32 protein-coding genes are annotated in these 15,511 nt (G+C 36.0%); 14 read left to right on the plus strand and 18 right to left on the minus strand.

Going from position 1 to position 15,511, the window contains the following annotated elements:
* Window positions 1-95 precede the first annotated feature (95 nt).
* Window positions 96-260 carry a hypothetical protein gene (locus PMN2A_RS10750; protein WP_187146436.1) on the plus strand — a complete coding sequence of 55 codons (165 nt, stop codon included), beginning with the start codon at window positions 96-98 and terminating at the stop codon, window positions 258-260.
* A 262-nt stretch (window positions 261-522) separates the two neighbouring features.
* On the opposite strand, the gene PMN2A_RS10755 is transcribed toward PMN2A_RS10750, so the two are convergent.
* The 4 genes from PMN2A_RS10755 to PMN2A_RS10760 form a co-directional block, all read right to left on the minus strand.
* Complete coding sequence (locus PMN2A_RS10755) at window positions 523-696, minus strand: hypothetical protein (protein ID WP_187146437.1); 174 nt, start codon at window positions 694-696, stop codon at window positions 523-525.
* Between the two features lie 178 nt (window positions 697-874).
* Window positions 875-1,111, minus strand: coding sequence for a hypothetical protein (locus PMN2A_RS06085; RefSeq protein ID WP_011294684.1), 237 nt, complete (start codon window positions 1,109-1,111; stop codon window positions 875-877).
* A gap of 111 nt (window positions 1,112-1,222) precedes the next feature.
* Window positions 1,223-1,654 carry a cupin domain-containing protein gene (locus PMN2A_RS06090; RefSeq protein WP_011294685.1) on the minus strand — a complete coding sequence of 144 codons (432 nt, stop codon included), beginning with the start codon at window positions 1,652-1,654 and terminating at the stop codon, window positions 1,223-1,225.
* Window positions 1,655-1,947: 293 nt separating this feature from the next.
* Window positions 1,948-2,115, minus strand: coding sequence for a hypothetical protein (locus PMN2A_RS10760; protein ID WP_011295090.1), 168 nt, complete (start codon window positions 2,113-2,115; stop codon window positions 1,948-1,950).
* A 378-nt stretch (window positions 2,116-2,493) separates the two neighbouring features.
* Here PMN2A_RS10760 and PMN2A_RS06095 point away from each other — a divergent pair, with 378 nt between their 5' ends.
* The gene (locus PMN2A_RS06095) at window positions 2,494-2,682 is read left to right on the plus strand and encodes a hypothetical protein (protein WP_011295008.1); all 189 of its coding nucleotides are present in this window, start codon (window positions 2,494-2,496) and stop codon (window positions 2,680-2,682) included.
* Between the two features lie 939 nt (window positions 2,683-3,621).
* On the opposite strand, the gene clpS is transcribed toward PMN2A_RS06095, so the two are convergent.
* The gene (gene clpS, locus PMN2A_RS06100) at window positions 3,622-3,918 is read right to left on the minus strand and encodes an ATP-dependent Clp protease adapter ClpS (RefSeq protein ID WP_011294686.1); all 297 of its coding nucleotides are present in this window, start codon (window positions 3,916-3,918) and stop codon (window positions 3,622-3,624) included.
* A gap of 145 nt (window positions 3,919-4,063) precedes the next feature.
* Between clpS and PMN2A_RS10290 the strand changes: the two genes are divergently transcribed.
* From PMN2A_RS10290 to rluF, 10 genes are all read left to right on the plus strand, one after another.
* Window positions 4,064-4,243, plus strand: a complete 180-nt coding sequence (locus tag PMN2A_RS10290) for a hypothetical protein (protein WP_144043276.1) — start codon at window positions 4,064-4,066, stop codon at window positions 4,241-4,243.
* A gap of 67 nt (window positions 4,244-4,310) precedes the next feature.
* On the plus strand, window positions 4,311-4,499 hold the full coding sequence (locus PMN2A_RS10295) for a hypothetical protein (protein ID WP_225866339.1): 189 nt from the start codon (window positions 4,311-4,313) through the stop codon (window positions 4,497-4,499).
* Between the two features lie 69 nt (window positions 4,500-4,568).
* Complete coding sequence (locus PMN2A_RS06110) at window positions 4,569-5,009, plus strand: cupin domain-containing protein (protein WP_011294688.1); 441 nt, start codon at window positions 4,569-4,571, stop codon at window positions 5,007-5,009.
* A 386-nt stretch (window positions 5,010-5,395) separates the two neighbouring features.
* Window positions 5,396-5,644, plus strand: coding sequence for a DUF2997 domain-containing protein (locus PMN2A_RS06115; protein ID WP_011294689.1), 249 nt, complete (start codon window positions 5,396-5,398; stop codon window positions 5,642-5,644).
* A gap of 311 nt (window positions 5,645-5,955) precedes the next feature.
* Window positions 5,956-6,261, plus strand: coding sequence for a 2Fe-2S iron-sulfur cluster-binding protein (locus tag PMN2A_RS06120; protein ID WP_430515581.1), 306 nt, complete (start codon window positions 5,956-5,958; stop codon window positions 6,259-6,261).
* Window positions 6,262-6,315: 54 nt separating this feature from the next.
* Window positions 6,316-6,612, plus strand: a complete 297-nt coding sequence (locus tag PMN2A_RS06125) for a hypothetical protein (RefSeq protein WP_011294691.1) — start codon at window positions 6,316-6,318, stop codon at window positions 6,610-6,612.
* A 78-nt stretch (window positions 6,613-6,690) separates the two neighbouring features.
* The gene (locus tag PMN2A_RS10765; RefSeq protein WP_011295137.1) at window positions 6,691-6,864 is read left to right on the plus strand and encodes a hypothetical protein; all 174 of its coding nucleotides are present in this window, start codon (window positions 6,691-6,693) and stop codon (window positions 6,862-6,864) included.
* A gap of 333 nt (window positions 6,865-7,197) precedes the next feature.
* Window positions 7,198-7,359 carry a hypothetical protein gene (locus tag PMN2A_RS10770; protein ID WP_187146438.1) on the plus strand — a complete coding sequence of 54 codons (162 nt, stop codon included), beginning with the start codon at window positions 7,198-7,200 and terminating at the stop codon, window positions 7,357-7,359.
* Window positions 7,360-7,533: 174 nt separating this feature from the next.
* Window positions 7,534-7,680: a hypothetical protein gene (locus tag PMN2A_RS06130; RefSeq protein ID WP_225866293.1), complete on the plus strand. Its 147-nt coding sequence runs from the start codon at window positions 7,534-7,536 to the stop codon at window positions 7,678-7,680.
* A gap of 279 nt (window positions 7,681-7,959) precedes the next feature.
* Window positions 7,960-8,682 carry a 23S rRNA pseudouridine(2604) synthase RluF gene (rluF, locus tag PMN2A_RS06135; RefSeq protein ID WP_011294692.1) on the plus strand — a complete coding sequence of 241 codons (723 nt, stop codon included), beginning with the start codon at window positions 7,960-7,962 and terminating at the stop codon, window positions 8,680-8,682.
* A gap of 227 nt (window positions 8,683-8,909) precedes the next feature.
* Here rluF and PMN2A_RS06140 read toward each other — a convergent pair whose 3' ends face one another.
* From PMN2A_RS06140 to PMN2A_RS06165, 7 genes are all read right to left on the minus strand, one after another.
* Window positions 8,910-9,035, minus strand: coding sequence for a chlorophyll a/b-binding protein (locus PMN2A_RS06140; RefSeq protein WP_011294351.1), 126 nt, complete (start codon window positions 9,033-9,035; stop codon window positions 8,910-8,912).
* On the minus strand, window positions 9,035-9,184 hold the full coding sequence (locus PMN2A_RS06145; protein ID WP_011293952.1) for a high light inducible protein: 150 nt from the start codon (window positions 9,182-9,184) through the stop codon (window positions 9,035-9,037). The genes PMN2A_RS06140 and PMN2A_RS06145 overlap by 1 nt, the downstream gene beginning before the upstream one ends.
* Window positions 9,184-9,303 carry a high light inducible protein gene (locus tag PMN2A_RS06150; RefSeq protein ID WP_011295030.1) on the minus strand — a complete coding sequence of 40 codons (120 nt, stop codon included), beginning with the start codon at window positions 9,301-9,303 and terminating at the stop codon, window positions 9,184-9,186. The genes PMN2A_RS06145 and PMN2A_RS06150 overlap by 1 nt, the downstream gene beginning before the upstream one ends.
* Before the next feature lie 20 nt (window positions 9,304-9,323).
* Window positions 9,324-9,431 (minus strand): high light inducible protein, encoded by a 108-nt coding sequence (locus tag PMN2A_RS06155; protein WP_011125327.1) that lies wholly within the window; start codon window positions 9,429-9,431, stop codon window positions 9,324-9,326.
* Window positions 9,432-9,888: 457 nt separating this feature from the next.
* Window positions 9,889-10,278, minus strand: coding sequence for a hypothetical protein (locus PMN2A_RS06160; RefSeq protein WP_011294694.1), 390 nt, complete (start codon window positions 10,276-10,278; stop codon window positions 9,889-9,891).
* Window positions 10,278-10,469: a hypothetical protein gene (locus PMN2A_RS10300; protein ID WP_144043279.1), complete on the minus strand. Its 192-nt coding sequence runs from the start codon at window positions 10,467-10,469 to the stop codon at window positions 10,278-10,280. The genes PMN2A_RS06160 and PMN2A_RS10300 overlap by 1 nt, the downstream gene beginning before the upstream one ends.
* The gene (locus PMN2A_RS06165; RefSeq protein ID WP_011294695.1) at window positions 10,466-10,861 is read right to left on the minus strand and encodes a hypothetical protein; all 396 of its coding nucleotides are present in this window, start codon (window positions 10,859-10,861) and stop codon (window positions 10,466-10,468) included. Before PMN2A_RS06165 ends, PMN2A_RS10300 begins: the two co-directional genes overlap by 4 nt.
* 86 nt (window positions 10,862-10,947) lie before the next feature.
* Between PMN2A_RS06165 and PMN2A_RS06170 the strand changes: the two genes are divergently transcribed.
* Window positions 10,948-11,130 carry a hypothetical protein gene (locus PMN2A_RS06170; RefSeq protein WP_041711011.1) on the plus strand — a complete coding sequence of 61 codons (183 nt, stop codon included), beginning with the start codon at window positions 10,948-10,950 and terminating at the stop codon, window positions 11,128-11,130.
* A 27-nt stretch (window positions 11,131-11,157) separates the two neighbouring features.
* Here PMN2A_RS06170 and PMN2A_RS06175 read toward each other — a convergent pair whose 3' ends face one another.
* From PMN2A_RS06175 to PMN2A_RS10775, 3 genes are all read right to left on the minus strand, one after another.
* A complete protein-coding gene (locus PMN2A_RS06175; RefSeq protein ID WP_011294696.1) occupies window positions 11,158-11,451 on the minus strand; it encodes a hypothetical protein in 294 nt (97 codons plus the stop codon).
* 140 nt (window positions 11,452-11,591) lie between these two features.
* Window positions 11,592-11,831, minus strand: a complete 240-nt coding sequence (locus tag PMN2A_RS06180; protein ID WP_041711012.1) for a hypothetical protein — start codon at window positions 11,829-11,831, stop codon at window positions 11,592-11,594.
* 142 nt (window positions 11,832-11,973) lie between these two features.
* Window positions 11,974-12,141, minus strand: a complete 168-nt coding sequence (locus tag PMN2A_RS10775) for a hypothetical protein (RefSeq protein ID WP_011294698.1) — start codon at window positions 12,139-12,141, stop codon at window positions 11,974-11,976.
* A 197-nt stretch (window positions 12,142-12,338) separates the two neighbouring features.
* On the opposite strand from PMN2A_RS10775, the gene PMN2A_RS06185 reads away from it, so the two are divergent.
* Window positions 12,339-12,602 carry a DUF3104 domain-containing protein gene (locus tag PMN2A_RS06185; protein ID WP_011294699.1) on the plus strand — a complete coding sequence of 88 codons (264 nt, stop codon included), beginning with the start codon at window positions 12,339-12,341 and terminating at the stop codon, window positions 12,600-12,602.
* Window positions 12,603-12,791: 189 nt separating this feature from the next.
* Here the strand turns inward: PMN2A_RS06185 and PMN2A_RS10780 are convergent, their stop codons facing one another.
* From PMN2A_RS10780 to PMN2A_RS06195, 3 genes are all read right to left on the minus strand, one after another.
* A complete protein-coding gene (locus PMN2A_RS10780) occupies window positions 12,792-12,956 on the minus strand; it encodes a hypothetical protein (protein WP_011295000.1) in 165 nt (54 codons plus the stop codon).
* 764 nt (window positions 12,957-13,720) lie between these two features.
* On the minus strand, window positions 13,721-14,467 hold the full coding sequence (locus tag PMN2A_RS06190) for an amino acid ABC transporter ATP-binding protein (protein ID WP_011294700.1): 747 nt from the start codon (window positions 14,465-14,467) through the stop codon (window positions 13,721-13,723).
* Window positions 14,468-14,473: 6 nt separating this feature from the next.
* Window positions 14,474-15,508: an amino acid ABC transporter permease gene (locus PMN2A_RS06195; protein WP_011294701.1), complete on the minus strand. Its 1,035-nt coding sequence runs from the start codon at window positions 15,506-15,508 to the stop codon at window positions 14,474-14,476.
* Window positions 15,509-15,511 lie beyond the last annotated feature (3 nt).

The following is a 15,511-nucleotide window of genomic DNA, read 5'->3' on the forward strand; positions in this document are numbered from 1 at the left end:
GCTAAGTCAATCTTAAATTTAATACACAAATCATTTGTACATTGACAATGATTATCGTTTTAGCGAGTGTGTCTGTATCGATCCTTACTTCGACTATGGATTCTTACACCAAAGATATTCATAGATATGCTTTCGCAATGTTCAAGGCTGCAAGGTCTATGCCAGCCGATCTTGTAGAAAAGCTTGATCACATTAAGCAATTAAGATTTAACGTTCAATTACAGGTATTAAGAAAAAGAATCAACAGACGTATCACCTAGAAATTAACTTTTTATTCAACTTTTCGTAGTGTTCTCCTACTCCTAATATGCAAACAGAAGGATAAGACCAAAAGTCTAGCAAGGAGGGCTTGTGAAACTTTTTACTCCATTCACCATCCTTAAAAAGGAGAATTGCGACCTTTGCAGAGTTGAGAAAACTAATGCTAAGAGGGGAAATAACCCCTCTTTCATTTTTTTTGTTGCTGATAGTTACTGTGTGAGTACTTCTACTGTTCAGCGGTGTAGTAATTAAATTTCTTTTTTAGTCAGTTTCTCTTGATCGAGTAAACATATAGTCTTCCCATGCTTCATAGTCGTGATTGCATAATGCTCTTATAGCCTGATTCTTTAAACATTCTTCGTAGTTCTCGGCTTCTTTAAGCGAGTCGAATCTTGTACCGTCAAAAGATTCGTAGATAGTAATTTCTTTGACCACATTTTCAAATTACCCTTCTACATCTATAAACAAATGATTGATTAATGACAAGTTTCAGGTGAGACCTGAAAAGAAAAAATACCAAATAAAAACGATTGCGTTTAAGCCAAAGGTCACTGAAATCCCAATGATCTTGAATTTCCTTCCAACATCATCTGAACCAGAATTTAATTTCACATCAGGCATCGTTATTCTCATTTGATTGATTTGAGGCTTTCTCAAGGAACTCGACAAATTCTTTTTGCTTTGGAGTAAGTTCCTCTTTCTCTTTCTTCCCATTTTTGATTAATGGATTGTTTGGGAAAAAGAATGTAACTAGTCGCCCAAAGTAAAAAGCTCCTAGTAAAACAAAACCACCACCACCCACATAAATCAGCAGGTTGCTTTGTGTAGAAGTTGCAAAAATTGGAACCATTAATCCTTTTTCCCGTAAACGAATATTTGAAAAGGACTGATCTAAATCAGCCCTTGTTATTCAGAGGGCCATCGACTGTCGACCTTCTTTATTCAATCAGAAAGCGTTTATTTATTCAGTCGGGACAGTGGTCTTTTTACCTTTAGCTCCTGCTGAGGCGCTAAAAACCACCATCTCTTCATCACCTATGTTTTGACAATAATGAGCAGTATCCTGAGATGAAGCGAAGCTTTCACCAGCTCCTAATGTCAGTGATTGTCCGTCACTGGTTTCACAATAAAGAGTTCCTCTCTGAACATAAATAATCCCAGGCTGTGGATGTAAATGAAGAGGTGTTTTAAAACCAGCTTGAGCAGTTATTTTTTCAAGTTTCATTTCTGCTTTCCCTCTCGGGTACTTAAAAGAATCTCCATTCCACGATTCAGTTGCACTGATAAGAGTTTCTACTACCACTGGTTCAATGGATGTTTGCTTCTTTGGACTACAGGCAACTATTGGGATAGAAATTCCTGCTGTTAGTGCAAGAAGTAAAATGCGTCGCATAAAGCTATATAAATACCAGCTCGTTATAGCTGATCTAGATCAATCAGACATCTATTAAAAAAGGGATGACATAAAAACCCGAACTGGTTAGCCCTACCTGAACCGGCCTGTAGGAATATGGGCATTGCACTTATGTTGTAGACATCCTCACACATCTAGGAACAGCTTTTAGCCATGCTTGCATTAAACAAATCTACCGCAGCTAAACTATTAGTACTATGGAATCTTCCTGTACTTCTTCTATTGGCAGGTGTTTTTGAAGTTGGATCTAAAGTAATGGTTTAAGCTGATAATTATTTTTTACTTCTACGATTTGCTTTTCTAGTTCCGCCGTATCTATATCCCTCATTTTTAGTAAATTCTTGCCAACAATCCTTACAAGTAAAAATCCAATCTTTTTGTTTAGCACTGACAACTCGATATTGAACTAGGCCGTTCTTTTTACAAATATCGCAAAACATTTTAGTTAGATTCGGTTAACCAGACTTAAAATCTGTGGATAAGTTAGACGTTCAAATATTTAATTTATCTAACATAGTTATACGTCAGACAACTGTTAATCGAGGACTATAACTAGTTGGTTTCTGAGGAGGAGCACTGACGTTTTAAATTCACAGATCCACTCTTTAAAGCTCAGTAATAAAAAGAGTGGCCTTATTAAATTTTCAAAATAGTAAGAACTAAAGCTATTCAATTGTGTAGAGATAAATACTCATTCAGAATAAAGTTCGGATTCTTTTTAGGAAGTCATTAGTTGATGTAGTTATTCATAAAGTCCTTATCGTTTGGTTTTTATATAGAAACTCTCTAAGGTGCTTTTATAAATAATTAATTTTTGGATGCCTAACCCATTATTTGCAGTACCACTCAATATGGGTACAGGTACTTGGATCGTAACGATTGTTGCTGGTTTAAGTTTTGTCGTGATGTTTGGTATTGCTTCTGCTTTTGGCGACTTCCAAGGGTTGATAAATACAACATTAGAAAATGATTCAATTGCAAGAGAGAACAGGCAAAACAAAAAATAAAAAAAAGACTGAGCCAAGTCACTACCGATTTCTAGAGAGACCTTCTTCTTTTATGGGATGCATCATTGAACTAGCAACAAAAAGAGGCATGATGATGAAAATACTCTTTTTGTAGAAATGGTCTTAATAAGATTGATTAAGGCGGATAAACTATTAGCCGAGGGTATTCAAAAAAAATTTAATTTAACCAACTATCAAATGCTTTGCCTTAGTTGGGCAATCGGTTTAGTAATGGGAATAGTTATTGCAATTCTCTTTTTCTAAATCATCGTGGGAAAAGACAATACGTTTAAGTGGTTCTTAATCACCTATTTAGCAATTCCAATCTTTCTCATAGTTACTGTTTACGGATATTTAATTCTTAAGTGATGGATGATTATCGTTTAGGAGTTTTATTTTCAGTTTTTGATTTAAAGCCATTAGCAAGCTATAAGAACAAGATTTAATTGTTATCACTCCGATAGGTGGAGTTGTAAAAAGAACAGTAAATATTTGAAGTTGCAACTACAACTTTTAGGTAGTGATATATGGCTTAGTAGCGAGCATAAAAATTAAATAAAATACCATAAACAAATACCCCCAGTCTGAACAAAGACTTTTTAATTATTTTGGTGGTAATAGATGTAGTCATTACATGCACTGACGAAGTCTTTTAACGAGGATTGTTGAAAATCCAATAAACAACCCAGCGGGTACTGCCAAGCTTGCAATAATTACTGCTTCGTTAACTCCGTACATGGTTATACCTAGAAAATTTTTGCGAAGAGAGGACAGGATTGCACCAACTGTCCCCCGTTCTGATTTGATGATGCTTTCGTATCACGCCATCAACGTTCAAATAAACTAAGAAGAACATTTCTCACCTTGATGTTCGGTTGAGGTAGGGCTTTCCTATTTATTTTTTTTGTTGTACTTAGAGCTCTATATTGATTAGAAATTTTATGTTTTTTCAATTGGTGCCATTGTTAATCCTTTGCTGATCAGTTGCTGATGATATAACTCTGCCTGTTCAAAGGGGCCTCTCCATACTTCCGCTAAACCTTCCCTATCTACTTCGACTGCAAGTTCCCATGATCTTTTTTCACTCATTCCTGGGATGATTGTCACAAGACAATTTGCCACATGTTCAAACGTATTAAAATTATCATCAAGCACTATTATTCTTGCTTCTGGATATTTTATTTTTGTTGTCTTTGGGTCTAAGACTGTAGTAGTTGAATTGGTTGAAAATTTCATAGCTGTTGCTGCTGTTAATTGCAAAACATCCTTCAACATTGAGGCAGTGATCTAAGCATCAAAAAGCTCTCTTTATTCTTCCCTTTTCCACTCCCTATACCATTGGCGATCATCAAGCCATCTAATGAGAGGCCAATTAATGAGTATGGATGCAAACAGAACTCCAAAAGTAGAAAATCTTCCTGAATTAATAACAAATAGAAGAGTTGGAGGTATGGACATGATTACTGCTGTAAGGCATGCTCTTCTGGCGGACATTTTTGTTCTCATAACAAGATCTTATCCTTTTTTAGACCTACAACTATTCGGCTTGAACAATAAGTAAATAACCTGACAGTGTTAATACTCAACTTCCGGTTTTTTCTAGACAAACACTGTTTGATGTGACCAAAATGCCCTTACAAGTCCTTACTTCGACTATGGATTCTCATAAAGAAACTCATAGGTATGCTTTCGAGCTAGTAAAAGCAGCAAGGTCAATGCCAGTAGATCGGGCTGAAAAACAACCTCATATTCAAGAAATAAGAACTCAATATCAAAAACAAGCTTTAAAACTTAGAACAAATAAAAAGTTCAGCTAATCGTGTATTAATTCTGACTTCCCGAATTCTCTACAGGGGATATGATTTAAATTCAAACTTTTAAAATTAATGCTTCAAAAGATCTTCAGTCTTATAGCCTTTATGGCTTTCTCATTGATGAGTTATGCACCTAGTGCTATTGCAGTTGAAGATAAACCCCCTGTAGATGTACAAGAACTTTTCACAAGCACAAAGCCAATTTATGGAGAGTCATTTACATATCCTGAAGGTAAAGGAGAAATGCGTCTTTATAAAGTTGATGTTCAACCAGGTGGTATTGTCCCCCTTCATTTTCATGAGGCACCATTAACCAGCTATATCGAAGAGGGTCAATTAACGCTGAAGACGAAGAAAGGTAAGAGCACAACTTTTCGTGAGGGAGATTCTTTTGTATTGTCAGCTGATACTCCTCCTCATACCATGGCGAATAATGGAAAAGTACCAGCAGTCATGTGGGTAACTGTTGCTGCAGCTGAGGGAGTTCCTACTCTCACCAATGTTGAAGGATAAATATTTTCGATTTCCACCAAATTGATATTTCTATAACAGGGGCTGACTTCGGTCAGTCCTTTTTTGAGTAATACTCGAAGTAGCTAGATCTTCTCCCACTTTGTTCTACAGCTGCTCAGCGGTGGAGTAATAAAATTCTGAATCAGGATTTAATTTGACTTCAGCCATAGGTCCCTTTTCTCTGAATACTTTTTAGCTCTTCTCTATTTAGGGAACCGCTATAAAGCCAAGGTGGTATTTCTACACATGCAATCTTGACTCACTGCAGCTAGAACTAGAATGTAAAGGAAACATAAAGCCAATCGCTCCTCTGGTGCTCTTAAGTCTGACATGTCAGATCTTCCTTCAAGAGAGCGTGAAGTTCCTACGAAGAAAACTCTGTAATCATGTCCCTAACAACAATTAAATACATAATCAAACCTGATGGGAATGTAGAGGAAGAAGTTCAAGGAGTATTCGGCCATGACTGCCAACGTATTACTAAGTCAATTGGAAATGAAGTAGGAGAGCTTGTTAGCCGTGATTATCTGGCATCATTCTTTATTACCGATTCCAATCCAACCGAAGCTAAGATTCAAAACCTTGAAGATGAAGACTGGCGTGAATGCTGTACTTCTTGGAAGTGTGCTGTGTAAATTATTTTATTAGCAAAAAACACCCATTAGAGAAAGCTATTTGAAATATCTTCTTAATCATTCTTCTGATCTTTGATTTTCAAATTAATTCTTTGGTTTTCGTAATTTATAACCAAATCAATAAGTTGATGATATGTCAATTTGATTTTTATGGCGTTAATAAATAGACGTATCCTTTTTCTTGATTTTGACGATTACTATCAATTTTGCTTTTTCAGCCGACCTCCAATAGACAAAATTACTGCTGTAAAAAAAGATTTCCTATCGCGTAACAAATAAGTCATAATAAGCCAAGGTTCGTCTTGGCTAAAGTGTCTGATCTTTTATTCAAGGTAAATATCGAAATTGATCAAGTTCAGAAAAGTTTTGATTGCAAATCAGACCAAACTGTATTAGAGGCTGCTGCAAATGCAAATATTGAGCTACCGAGTTCTTGCCTTGTTGGGATGTGTTGTACATGTGCAGCCTTTCTCAAAGAAGGTTTAGTCGATATGGAAGCAATGGGGTTGAAGAGTGAATTACAAGAGCAAGGTTATGTCCTTTTATGTCAGGCCTATCCCAAATCAGATTTAAAAATAGTTGCGAATCAATTTGATGCTGTTTGGGATCAACGATAAATTTAAAAAACATCCTAAATTGAACTACATTTTGCAAAAAAGTTCTTACATAAAATGACTGTTCATCCAGATTACGAAATTAAAATCAACATTAATGAGTTGATAGAAAAGAGAATTCCTTGCTGTGATTTACTACATCCTGATCACTGTTTGACAGAGCACCAGGTTTCGGAGATAGCACATGCTGTTAGTAAGGACTTAAATCTACATGACATTTACAAACAAGTTGATCAGCACATTATGAATTATGCAACTGCAGCTGGTGTTGATAATAAATCTCATTGGATAGAGCCAAATCTTCCCGATCTAGATAGGGATATGAAAGAAGAAGTAGAGATTGATTTTGAATAGTTAATCTGATTGTGTAGTCATTAATGCAATCAAGTTATTAATACGCTTATATAAAATAGAGATATTTGGAAAATCTTAATGAGTGGAGACAATCAGCATGTTTCTCAGCCTTTAAAGTTCTATATAGAAGAAATGACAGAAACAAAAAGAATTGCCATAGCTCACTTAGAAAAGAAATTATTTCCTGTCGCTAACTCTGTAATTTATTTAGACCAAAAGCGCAATGAATCAAGAGTTACTGAAGCTGCATAGCATTTAAAGGTAAAGATCTTGTGAGAGATAGAACTTTCATTGGATTCAATTGTGAGGCTTGGTATCTATTGAAAAATCAATTCAATTCGATTAGATGAATCTCTGGCTTTTTGTAATTGACCAAGGAACTGGTATTTCGCTTCCCACCGGAACATCATTAGATGGTGTTCCGATTTGTGAGTTGGTTCCTTATGGTGCGATATCTTGATCTGCTTGGCAAGAATTTGAATGTACTAATTTCTTGAAAAGGTCAACCTTTTTATGTCTCAACGTATTTTTTAATACTGCAGAAATTAATTGAGCTATTAGATTTATTAAAATTATTTAAATCATATGAATTCTTCTCTTACTACAGCCAGAAATATCAAATTAAACAAATTCTCCAAGATCGCGCTTACTATGACCTCCTCAACTTTTTTTCTTTACGGATTAGGTCAAGCACCGATATTTAAGAATTTCCTTGCTAGTGCTTTCTCTTGCTCTGGTGCAGGTTAATCAAACTTGCGATCTCAAATCTTATAGTGACTTGGGCTGACTTAGGTCAGTCCTTTTTCATGAGATCAATCAGAAGTTCTAAATGTCTATTTCAAATGTGAAGAATCATATTCCTTAGTCCTTTGCCATGATGTAAATATGAACTTCGCTGATAACTGGGCACGGGTTTTTGTTGTGATTACTTTCCTGACTCTTGGAGAATCCCAGATCATTGGAGGCATCGTCCCAAACCTGATTGCATTTGGATTGTTTCTTGGAGCAATTGGATACTTTGCTTCAACTGGAAAAATGGCTGAAATGTTCGGCTGGAAAAGGAAGTAGAACAATCAGCTTTGATCTCATTCCTGACACAAAAACCTGTGCTAGAGCAAAGACATTTAAAAAGACAGGCTGGCAAACTTGTTTATGACTGATCGGGGAGCTCAGGATTAGAGCCTGCTACAAAATGCTCCTAAAGCACTGAACAGCATATCGGTAATACTAGGTTTTTGAGCTATAGTAATATCGTCAAATTTTGCCGAGTTTGTCATGACAAATAAAGCAATATTTGTCTGCAATTTGTCCGCATATTTAAAATAGATAAAAGGTAACTTTGACAAAATGGCTACCAGAATTAATAAATATTTAAGTGAAGTCGGTTACTGTTCTAGAAGAGTCGCAGATAGACTAATTGAAGAAGGAAAAGTAGTCATTAATGGTAAAATTCCAGAAAAGGGTACGAAGGTAGAGGAAGGTGATCAAGTAAAAGTTGACGGTCAAAGAATAGAAAAATCAACGAAACAAAAAAATATATACTTAGCCTTTAATAAACCTGTTGGGATTGTTTGCACAACCGATAGAAGAGTAGAACACGACAACATTATAGATTTCATTAAATATCCTACAAGAATTTTTCCTATTGGAAGATTGGATAAGCCCAGTGAGGGACTAATTTTTTTAACTAACGATGGAGATATCGTAAATAAGATACTCAGAGCAAGAAATAATCATGAAAAAGAATACATCGTAAGCGTTAATCGTCCGATTAATAGAGACTTTATTCAAAGTATGAGTAATGGAGTTGAAATACTAGAAACTATAACTAAGAATTGTTTCGTAAAACAATTGGGGGCGAAAAAATTTAAAATCATACTCACTCAAGGACTTAACCGTCAGATCAGGAGAATGTGTGAGTCCTTAGGCTACAGAGTAGAATCATTAAAGAGGGTAAGAATTATGAATATTAAGTTAGACGTACCAATTGGAAAATATCGCGAATTTACCAAAGAAGAACTTTTAGAATTAAATGGATTACTCGAAAACTCTTCAAAAACATTTGACTAATCAAATATCCCCTCTTTTTTAGCTAAACAAGATTACATTTGTTTTTCTGTCTGCTTTTGTTGCGGACAGAATTTAATCAATAAAAAAGACAGGCTGGCAAAACTGTCTGTGATTGATAGCGGATCACAGGATTAGAGCCTGCTACCAAATGCTCCCAAACCACTAAAAAGGGCCCCTTCTGTAATGACAGAGAAGAAACCTTATTTATTAGATTTTAAAAACTAGACTTAAACAATTCCTGGGATGATCCAGCCTGTTAATCCGTAGTTAATCACAGCCGCAAAGAAGCCCATCATCGCAAGGCGGCCATTCATTTGCTCGGCTGTTTTCCAGTAGTTAGTTTCTTTATTCATCACACGAAACCTGGAATGATTTGACCTGTTGTTGCATAAGCACCAACTAGAGCAATGCATCCAAACAATGCTGCATAGCCGTTAAGTCTTTCTGCAGTTACCTTTTCAGGATCAATGTTTCTTCTGTTGTTGTTGTTTTGAGTAGTCATTAAACAACACCTGGGATAAGTTGACCTGTTGTTAGGTAAACACCTGTTAGAAGAACGAATGCCATCATGGCTGGTCTGCCGATGCTTCTTTCTAGAATTGTTTTGTTAGATGGTTGCATTGTTGTTAGTAGTTGTTGATTTAGAAAATTCCAGGAATGATTTGACCTGTTGTTGCGTATGCACCGAAGGCTGCAACGAAGCCCAGCATTGCTGCCCAACCATTAAACTTTTCTGCTTCTGGAGTCATTACTAGAATTGAGTAGATGTGTATGAACATAAAGTATTAACTTTGTGGCTTAAAGATACGGTCAGGTACGGCTTCTTCTAACAATCAATAGAAAGAAGCCTTAAACACTAATGACAGCAACTAATTAGAGAGATATTTATCCAATGATTAGATCTGCTGATGACTCTAATAAGCATAAATAGCCCGAACCCGTACCCCTACTTCAAACCCAATCGATTTAAGTAACAAAGGACGCAATAGACGTTTTATTTCCCCTCAAGACAAACAAAATTTTAAAAAGCCCCGCAGCTTTCATATCTTTATAAGCTTCTCCATTTTTTATGCATTGATCTAAATCTCTCATTTCATTATTATCCAAACCAGACTCTCACATGTATAGGTCTTAACCAAACACTTTAAGCATTAGAAGCGATAAGAGAGAGAAGCCCAGCAGTTAGGGCATCTAGTAAAAAGCGTTTCATTTTAATTCTTTTAAAACAGCTCGTGAAAATTCGAAAACCCCCTGAACGAGAACCCTTGAATAGACGGAAATAATAGCTAATGTCCAATAAGCCAATGGAATAACAAGGAGAATCCACCAAATCCTGAAAATATTTGACCAGATAAAATTTAAAGTTGGTATAACTCCAACAAATACCAAGCTTAAAAGAAAAGCCAATATCAAAACAAATTTTTTACCACCTTTCGTCTTGATAAAAGTCAGTAAGGGTCTTATAAATTTTTCAGGTAGCAAATCTGCCCAACAAGATGGTCGATACTTTATCCAAAAGCCCATATCTTTTCTTATCTGTCTGTCATAGGCTGCAAGAATTTCTTTTAGTGTCTTCTTATTAGTCAAGCGGTTCATCACCAAAGTCTCCTTTTGCCAGTCCAGTTATATAGCAACCAAATTACAAACCCAACCATAAACAAAGGCATAAAACTATCGAGTAATAAATAGGTTGAATAGACGATTAATGGAAAGAAGATGACACGTTTTATATTGAGACGTCTACCTCTCGATAGTTTTTTGAATGGTTTAAGGAAGAAGCGGTTCATTTTTTCCCTTTTAGCAATCCATAAGTACAAAAAACTGGGTTTGCAATTAGAACAATCCAAAACGGTGGTGGTGGGCCAGCATCAACAATGACTCCTGCATTAAGAGTATTGAATACGGCAACTATTAAGAGGCAAGACATTAATGCCAATTCACCTAGTAAAACTTTCTTGGCAGATTCGTGATCTCTGATGGAACTAGAAATTATCAATAAGAAGCCAATACCTATATTTGTTGCTGCAACAACATCTGCTGTCCCTCTAATAAATAACAATGTTTCTGCTGAGACTGATGGGGCAATGGTATCAACAGAAAAAATCAACATGTTTATTAGCAGTAACCCCAATAACAAGTGAAGAGATCCAACAGTTTTTAGAATTGTTTTTATTTTCATTAATAGAATTCGAAAGTTGAAGTCACAGAACTTGTTGGTTCTCACTCGGCATTAAAGCATTTTCAAAAACTAATGACATCTTTTGCATGCGTAATGGCATAGCTTGTTGCCTTGCTAACGGTTCCACTAATGCTTTACATCAGGGTGTTAGATACAAAAAAACCAGAATCAACAAATATAAAATTTACGGCTGGACTTGGAAAAAGATAGTTGATATTTATGGCTTTAGTCCTACTACTGCTAGGCGGTGGCTTTGGCTTGAAGACTAGGCAAAAGCAAACCCCATAGAAATCAATTCAACCAACCAAGCCTGTCTTTTGATAAGTCTCATCAACATTGGTCATTTCTTCATCATCTTCATGAAATGAACATGTATACATAAGATTTATCACACGGTCCAGGTCAATCTTTCTATCTGCAACATCCTGCCAAAGCCTCTTAGTTAACTCTTCATCACCTCGGGCAAATTGAGCCTGTACTAAATCCCGTACAACCTGAAAAACAGCTTGGCGGTCATTTCTTATTCTTGCCTCTTGGGTTCCTATTGGAGCTTGCGATGACTTTGAAGAGAATTTGTTTTTTAGATTCATTGTATTTTCCTTAATGTTTGTATCTATTTTTACAAAAAATTGATTTGTGGCAATCAGTATTTATTTTGATCTTTCAAAAGTTTGATAGAACAAATGAATATTTCTACTACTAATGTTCGTTTGAGTTAGGGCTTTCCAATCTATTTTTTCTTTTTCTTGCTGTAATCCCGTTTGGTATCAACCTTGTTGCCTCGCAAATCAAGAGTACCTAAATACATCTCCTCTCCAAATAAATCGTTTAGTTGCTTTTCCGTAATTGGTTCAAGGGCAGGTGCCTCAACTATTTCTTCTTGGGGCATCATCTCAACCTCCTGTGCTTGTAATGAAAGAGGGCAGAAAAACAAAAGAAGACCAAGAACAAAAGAGAAAAGTTTTTTCATCTCCTTGAATCGACTGTCAACCAAGCTTTGAATCTACCAATCCGGATATTCCCCTTGGACTGGTTCTTCATAAAAATCACCTTTTTCTATCCCAGAGAAATATTCAATTAAAAACTCTGGCTGCTTTACTTGGTCTTCCAACTTATGCGTCAGTTTCTTCTACTTGCTCAGTTTTTGTTTCTTGATTTGCTTTGTCTTTAGAGCAACCGCCTTCACCCCAACCCCAAGCAAGAGATGGACCAGCAATAACTGAAAGAGCAAAAACTATTGGAATAACCTTTTTCACTTTGAATTCAAAAGTAGGATCCATATCTTAAGGGTATTTTTCTAAGTCCGTTAATTGCAGTTGATTCAACTACTTTTGATCATATTCCTGGCGCATATCTGACACAAACGGCTGTGTTAGCCTTGAAAATAAAAAACAACGGCTGGGAACCGCTGCTTAAATTTTTAATTCGGTCAAAAATAATACTTCTCCTATTTTTAGATTTTTGATATGAATGAAATATGGATACTCCTCTATTTTTAAAAGTAAAATGCGGTGACGCTGTTCTTTATGAAAAGGACCAGATTGGAAAAGTTCTTACATTTGTTGGCGGCTCTCGTGATCCTTATGCACCCTCACTCTTTCAAATTGCGAACGTAGATTCTGGAGAAATCCGCTGGATTCATGGTGAAGAAGTTACTGACATAGTTAGCGAATATCGGACAACAATCAAAAAGCCTTCTTCGCTTTACTGGCAAATACAGCAGCAACAACAACAACAATAAAAAGAGGGGCTATTTGCCCCTCTTTTTATTCTTTCTAACCCTGCATAAGTCGCAGTTTCCCTTTTGTGGGATGGTGAAAGGAGTAAATAGTTTCATAAGACCCCCTCTTTCTACACCTTTGGTCTAATCCTTCTGATTGCTTATTAGGAGTAGGAAAACACTACAAAAAGTTGAATAAAAAGTTAATTTCTAAGTGATCCTTCTGTTGATTCTTTTTCTTAAATTCTTTAGTTGAACATTGAATCTTAATCGCTTTATATGATCTAGCTTTTCAGCAATATCACTAGGCATGGTCCTTGCTGCCTTAACCATTGCGAAAGCATACCTATGAGTCTCTTTGGGAAAAGAATCCATGGTCGAAGCACGGTTTGGTTTTAATACGATGCCGAAACGATAATCATTTGTCTATAAAGAAAATTACTTAAATTGCCCACCTCCGAGCAAGAGATAAAGAAAAGATTGGATAGCTCTACCTCAACCGAACAGCAGTAGTGGAGAAGTTCTTTTTAAAATGTTCTTAACTTGATGACGTACTAAGAGGCGTAATCAAATTAGATCGGGGGACAGTCGACGAAATCCTGTCCTCTCTTCGCAAAACTTCCTCACACAGTTTTAGTCAACCCTCCGCTGAGAGGGTTTTCTTTTATGGCTTCATTTGATAAAGCAGCATTCGAAAAGAAAGCTTTTAAGTTTGTTCCTTATCTTATTTTGGGAAAAATTATATTTGCCGCTTGGTTTATTTCCTACTTAGTGAAGCTTTAACTTTTGCCTAGTTAGCAACTCATGTCCCACCGCCTAGCAGCAGTTTGACTAATGCCATGTATATCAGCGTAACTTTATTTATAACAAGAGTATTAATTGAACTAGATCAGCCAGAAAGGTAGAAAAGGTAATTTGATTAATGCCGATCGGAATTATTTTTTTAAGAATTTAATTAGCCGTAGACAACTGTTTCCACAAGAAGCTAAAAACAAATTCACTAGATTTTCACCTCTTGTCTATATCAGTACTTCTTTTTGTCCTGAAAGTACGATCAAGGAATTAGGAATCAAAAATCGGCCGAAAAGGACTTGTGATGAAAGTCCTTTTAATTGGATATATGACAACAAGGAGACTTGCTACTGTTTATCAAGCTGGTTTAGAAACTTTCTACTTCTCTCGTGTCTTGCATTAGAAAAGAAGATATTTGGAGGAGATGTTTCTATGACTTTACCTGAATCCATAAATAAAACTTGATCACTGACGTCTTTAGCAAAACCAATTTCGTGTGTTACAACAACCATTGTCATTCCTTGCCGAGCAAGTTTTCTCATTGCATCGAGTACTTCGTTGATTCGTTCTGGATCTAGAGCGCTAGTGGGTTCATCAAATAGAAGTAGTTCAGGCTTTAAGGCTAAAGCTCTAGCGATGGCTACTCGTTGTTGCTCTCCTCCGCTAAGTTGACTTGGGTATTTTTTTGCATGTGAATCTATTCCCATTTGATTTAAAAGATACATGCCATATTCTTCCGCTTCAGCTTGACGACGTTTTTGCACATGTACTGGAGCGAGAGTGATGTTTTCAAGGATTGAGAGATGAGGGAATAAATTGAATTGTTGAAAAACCATTCCTACTCTTCTTCTTATTTTTTGGATTTTCCTTTCATCATGAGTGGAATCTATTTTTATTCCTAGAATATTTAGTTCTCCTCTATCAAAAGTTTCAAGACCATTAAAAGTTCGAATCAGAGTACTTTTCCCTGAGCCTGAGGGACCCATGACTACTAGGACTTTCCCTTGATTAACTGTAAGAGAAACATTGTCGAGAGCTCGTAATCCTTTTGTGTAAGACTTAGAGAGATTCTTCGCAACAACAATAGGTTCCATGAATTATTAGAAATTAGCTTGATTAATGGTCATTCTTTGTTCAAGATGTCTTGCAAGAACAGCCATGATTGTACAAACGATCCAATAGACACACGCTAGCCAAACATAAACTTCAATATATTGACCAATAAATTCTGGATTAGCCAGGATACTTCTGCCTATGCCTAGTAACTCCACTAACCCTAAAATAGCCATTAACGATGTATTTTGAAAAAGTCCAATGGATTGATTTGTGAGAGCAGGTAATGCAATGCGTAAAGCTTGAGGAATTAATATGAATTGTATGATTTGGTATTGATTAAGGCCAAGACTATTTGCTGCCTCTATTTGAGTGTTGGGAATTGACTGTAGTCCGCCACGAATGTCTTCCGCTATGTACGCTGAGACAAATAGCGTAAACGCAAAGATAGCTCTCCAAACACGATCAATTTCTATTTCAACTGGGAGAAATAAAGGTATTAGTAGTTGACCAAAGAAAAGCACTGCAATAAGCGGTATTGCTCTCATAACATCTATAAAGATTGAACTTAGCTTTTGAATTATTGGTAATGAACTATGTCGACATAGTGCTAAAATTATTCCAATTGGTAATGATAATAACGAGCTACAAACAGTTAGCAGTATAGTTAGAGTTAATCCACCCCATTGTCTACTCATTATAGGCGATAAGCCAATTCCACCATAAAGTAAATATAGACCCAATGGTATTGTTCCTACCCACAGTATTAGTAGGTGTTTACGTAGCCATTTCCACTCAGGACCATAAAGAGTAAAGATACTGAGTGAAAGAAGACTGATGATCCAAGTAGCAGGTCTCCATTGTTCATTAGATGGAAAACTACCAAATGCGTATAAAGGGAGATTTGATATTACAACTTTCCAATTAGCCTTAAATATGAGCCATTCAAAAGTATTAAAACAAGCTACGCTAAGAAATAATATAATGAGCAAAGTAATAATTGTATTGAATAAATTTGAAAACAATGTTTTTCTTGCATTCTTGAAGAAAATTATTAATGAACTTGTATAAATTCCGAACATATA

The sequence above is a fragment of the Prochlorococcus marinus str. NATL2A genome, assembly GCF_000012465.1.
In the GTDB taxonomy this organism is placed as follows: Bacteria; Cyanobacteriota; Cyanobacteriia; order PCC-6307; family Cyanobiaceae; genus Prochlorococcus_B; species Prochlorococcus_B marinus_B.

Bases quoted from the DNA above. Each gene is read 5' to 3' on its own strand.
- PMN2A_RS10750 (WP_187146436.1), top strand. From the start codon at position 96: ATGGATTCTTACACCAAAGATATTCATAGATATGCTTTCGCAATGTTC.
- PMN2A_RS06085 (WP_011294684.1), bottom strand. From the start codon at position 1,111: ATGGTTCCAATTTTTGCAACTTCTACACAAAGCAACCTGCTGATTTAT.
- PMN2A_RS06090 (WP_011294685.1), bottom strand. From the start codon at position 1,654: ATGCGACGCATTTTACTTCTTGCACTAACAGCAGGAATTTCTATCCCA.
- PMN2A_RS10760 (WP_011295090.1), bottom strand. From the start codon at position 2,115: ATGTTTTGCGATATTTGTAAAAAGAACGGCCTAGTTCAATATCGAGTT.
- PMN2A_RS06095 (WP_011295008.1), top strand. From the start codon at position 2,494: ATGCCTAACCCATTATTTGCAGTACCACTCAATATGGGTACAGGTACT.
- clpS (WP_011294686.1), bottom strand. From the start codon at position 3,918: ATGAAATTTTCAACCAATTCAACTACTACAGTCTTAGACCCAAAGACA.
- PMN2A_RS10290 (WP_144043276.1), top strand. From the start codon at position 4,064: ATGGATGCAAACAGAACTCCAAAAGTAGAAAATCTTCCTGAATTAATA.
- PMN2A_RS10295 (WP_225866339.1), top strand. From the start codon at position 4,311: ATGCCCTTACAAGTCCTTACTTCGACTATGGATTCTCATAAAGAAACT.
- PMN2A_RS06110 (WP_011294688.1), top strand. From the start codon at position 4,569: ATGCTTCAAAAGATCTTCAGTCTTATAGCCTTTATGGCTTTCTCATTG.
- PMN2A_RS06115 (WP_011294689.1), top strand. From the start codon at position 5,396: ATGTCCCTAACAACAATTAAATACATAATCAAACCTGATGGGAATGTA.
- PMN2A_RS06125 (WP_011294691.1), top strand. From the start codon at position 6,316: ATGACTGTTCATCCAGATTACGAAATTAAAATCAACATTAATGAGTTG.
- PMN2A_RS10765 (WP_011295137.1), top strand. From the start codon at position 6,691: ATGAGTGGAGACAATCAGCATGTTTCTCAGCCTTTAAAGTTCTATATA.
- PMN2A_RS10770 (WP_187146438.1), top strand. From the start codon at position 7,198: ATGAATTCTTCTCTTACTACAGCCAGAAATATCAAATTAAACAAATTC.
- rluF (WP_011294692.1), top strand. From the start codon at position 7,960: ATGGCTACCAGAATTAATAAATATTTAAGTGAAGTCGGTTACTGTTCT.
- PMN2A_RS06140 (WP_011294351.1), bottom strand. From the start codon at position 9,035: ATGAATAAAGAAACTAACTACTGGAAAACAGCCGAGCAAATGAATGGC.
- PMN2A_RS06145 (WP_011293952.1), bottom strand. From the start codon at position 9,184: ATGACTACTCAAAACAACAACAACAGAAGAAACATTGATCCTGAAAAG.
- PMN2A_RS06150 (WP_011295030.1), bottom strand. From the start codon at position 9,303: ATGCAACCATCTAACAAAACAATTCTAGAAAGAAGCATCGGCAGACCA.
- PMN2A_RS06155 (WP_011125327.1), bottom strand. From the start codon at position 9,431: ATGACTCCAGAAGCAGAAAAGTTTAATGGTTGGGCAGCAATGCTGGGC.
- PMN2A_RS06160 (WP_011294694.1), bottom strand. From the start codon at position 10,278: ATGAACCGCTTGACTAATAAGAAGACACTAAAAGAAATTCTTGCAGCC.
- PMN2A_RS10300 (WP_144043279.1), bottom strand. From the start codon at position 10,469: ATGAACCGCTTCTTCCTTAAACCATTCAAAAAACTATCGAGAGGTAGA.
- PMN2A_RS06165 (WP_011294695.1), bottom strand. From the start codon at position 10,861: ATGAAAATAAAAACAATTCTAAAAACTGTTGGATCTCTTCACTTGTTA.
- PMN2A_RS06170 (WP_041711011.1), top strand. From the start codon at position 10,948: ATGCGTAATGGCATAGCTTGTTGCCTTGCTAACGGTTCCACTAATGCT.
- PMN2A_RS06175 (WP_011294696.1), bottom strand. From the start codon at position 11,451: ATGAATCTAAAAAACAAATTCTCTTCAAAGTCATCGCAAGCTCCAATA.
- PMN2A_RS06180 (WP_041711012.1), bottom strand. From the start codon at position 11,831: ATGAAAAAACTTTTCTCTTTTGTTCTTGGTCTTCTTTTGTTTTTCTGC.
- PMN2A_RS10775 (WP_011294698.1), bottom strand. From the start codon at position 12,141: ATGGATCCTACTTTTGAATTCAAAGTGAAAAAGGTTATTCCAATAGTT.
- PMN2A_RS06185 (WP_011294699.1), top strand. From the start codon at position 12,339: ATGGATACTCCTCTATTTTTAAAAGTAAAATGCGGTGACGCTGTTCTT.
- PMN2A_RS10780 (WP_011295000.1), bottom strand. From the start codon at position 12,956: ATGGATTCTTTTCCCAAAGAGACTCATAGGTATGCTTTCGCAATGGTT.
- PMN2A_RS06190 (WP_011294700.1), bottom strand. From the start codon at position 14,467: ATGGAACCTATTGTTGTTGCGAAGAATCTCTCTAAGTCTTACACAAAA.
- PMN2A_RS06195 (WP_011294701.1), bottom strand. From the start codon at position 15,508: ATGTTCGGAATTTATACAAGTTCATTAATAATTTTCTTCAAGAATGCA.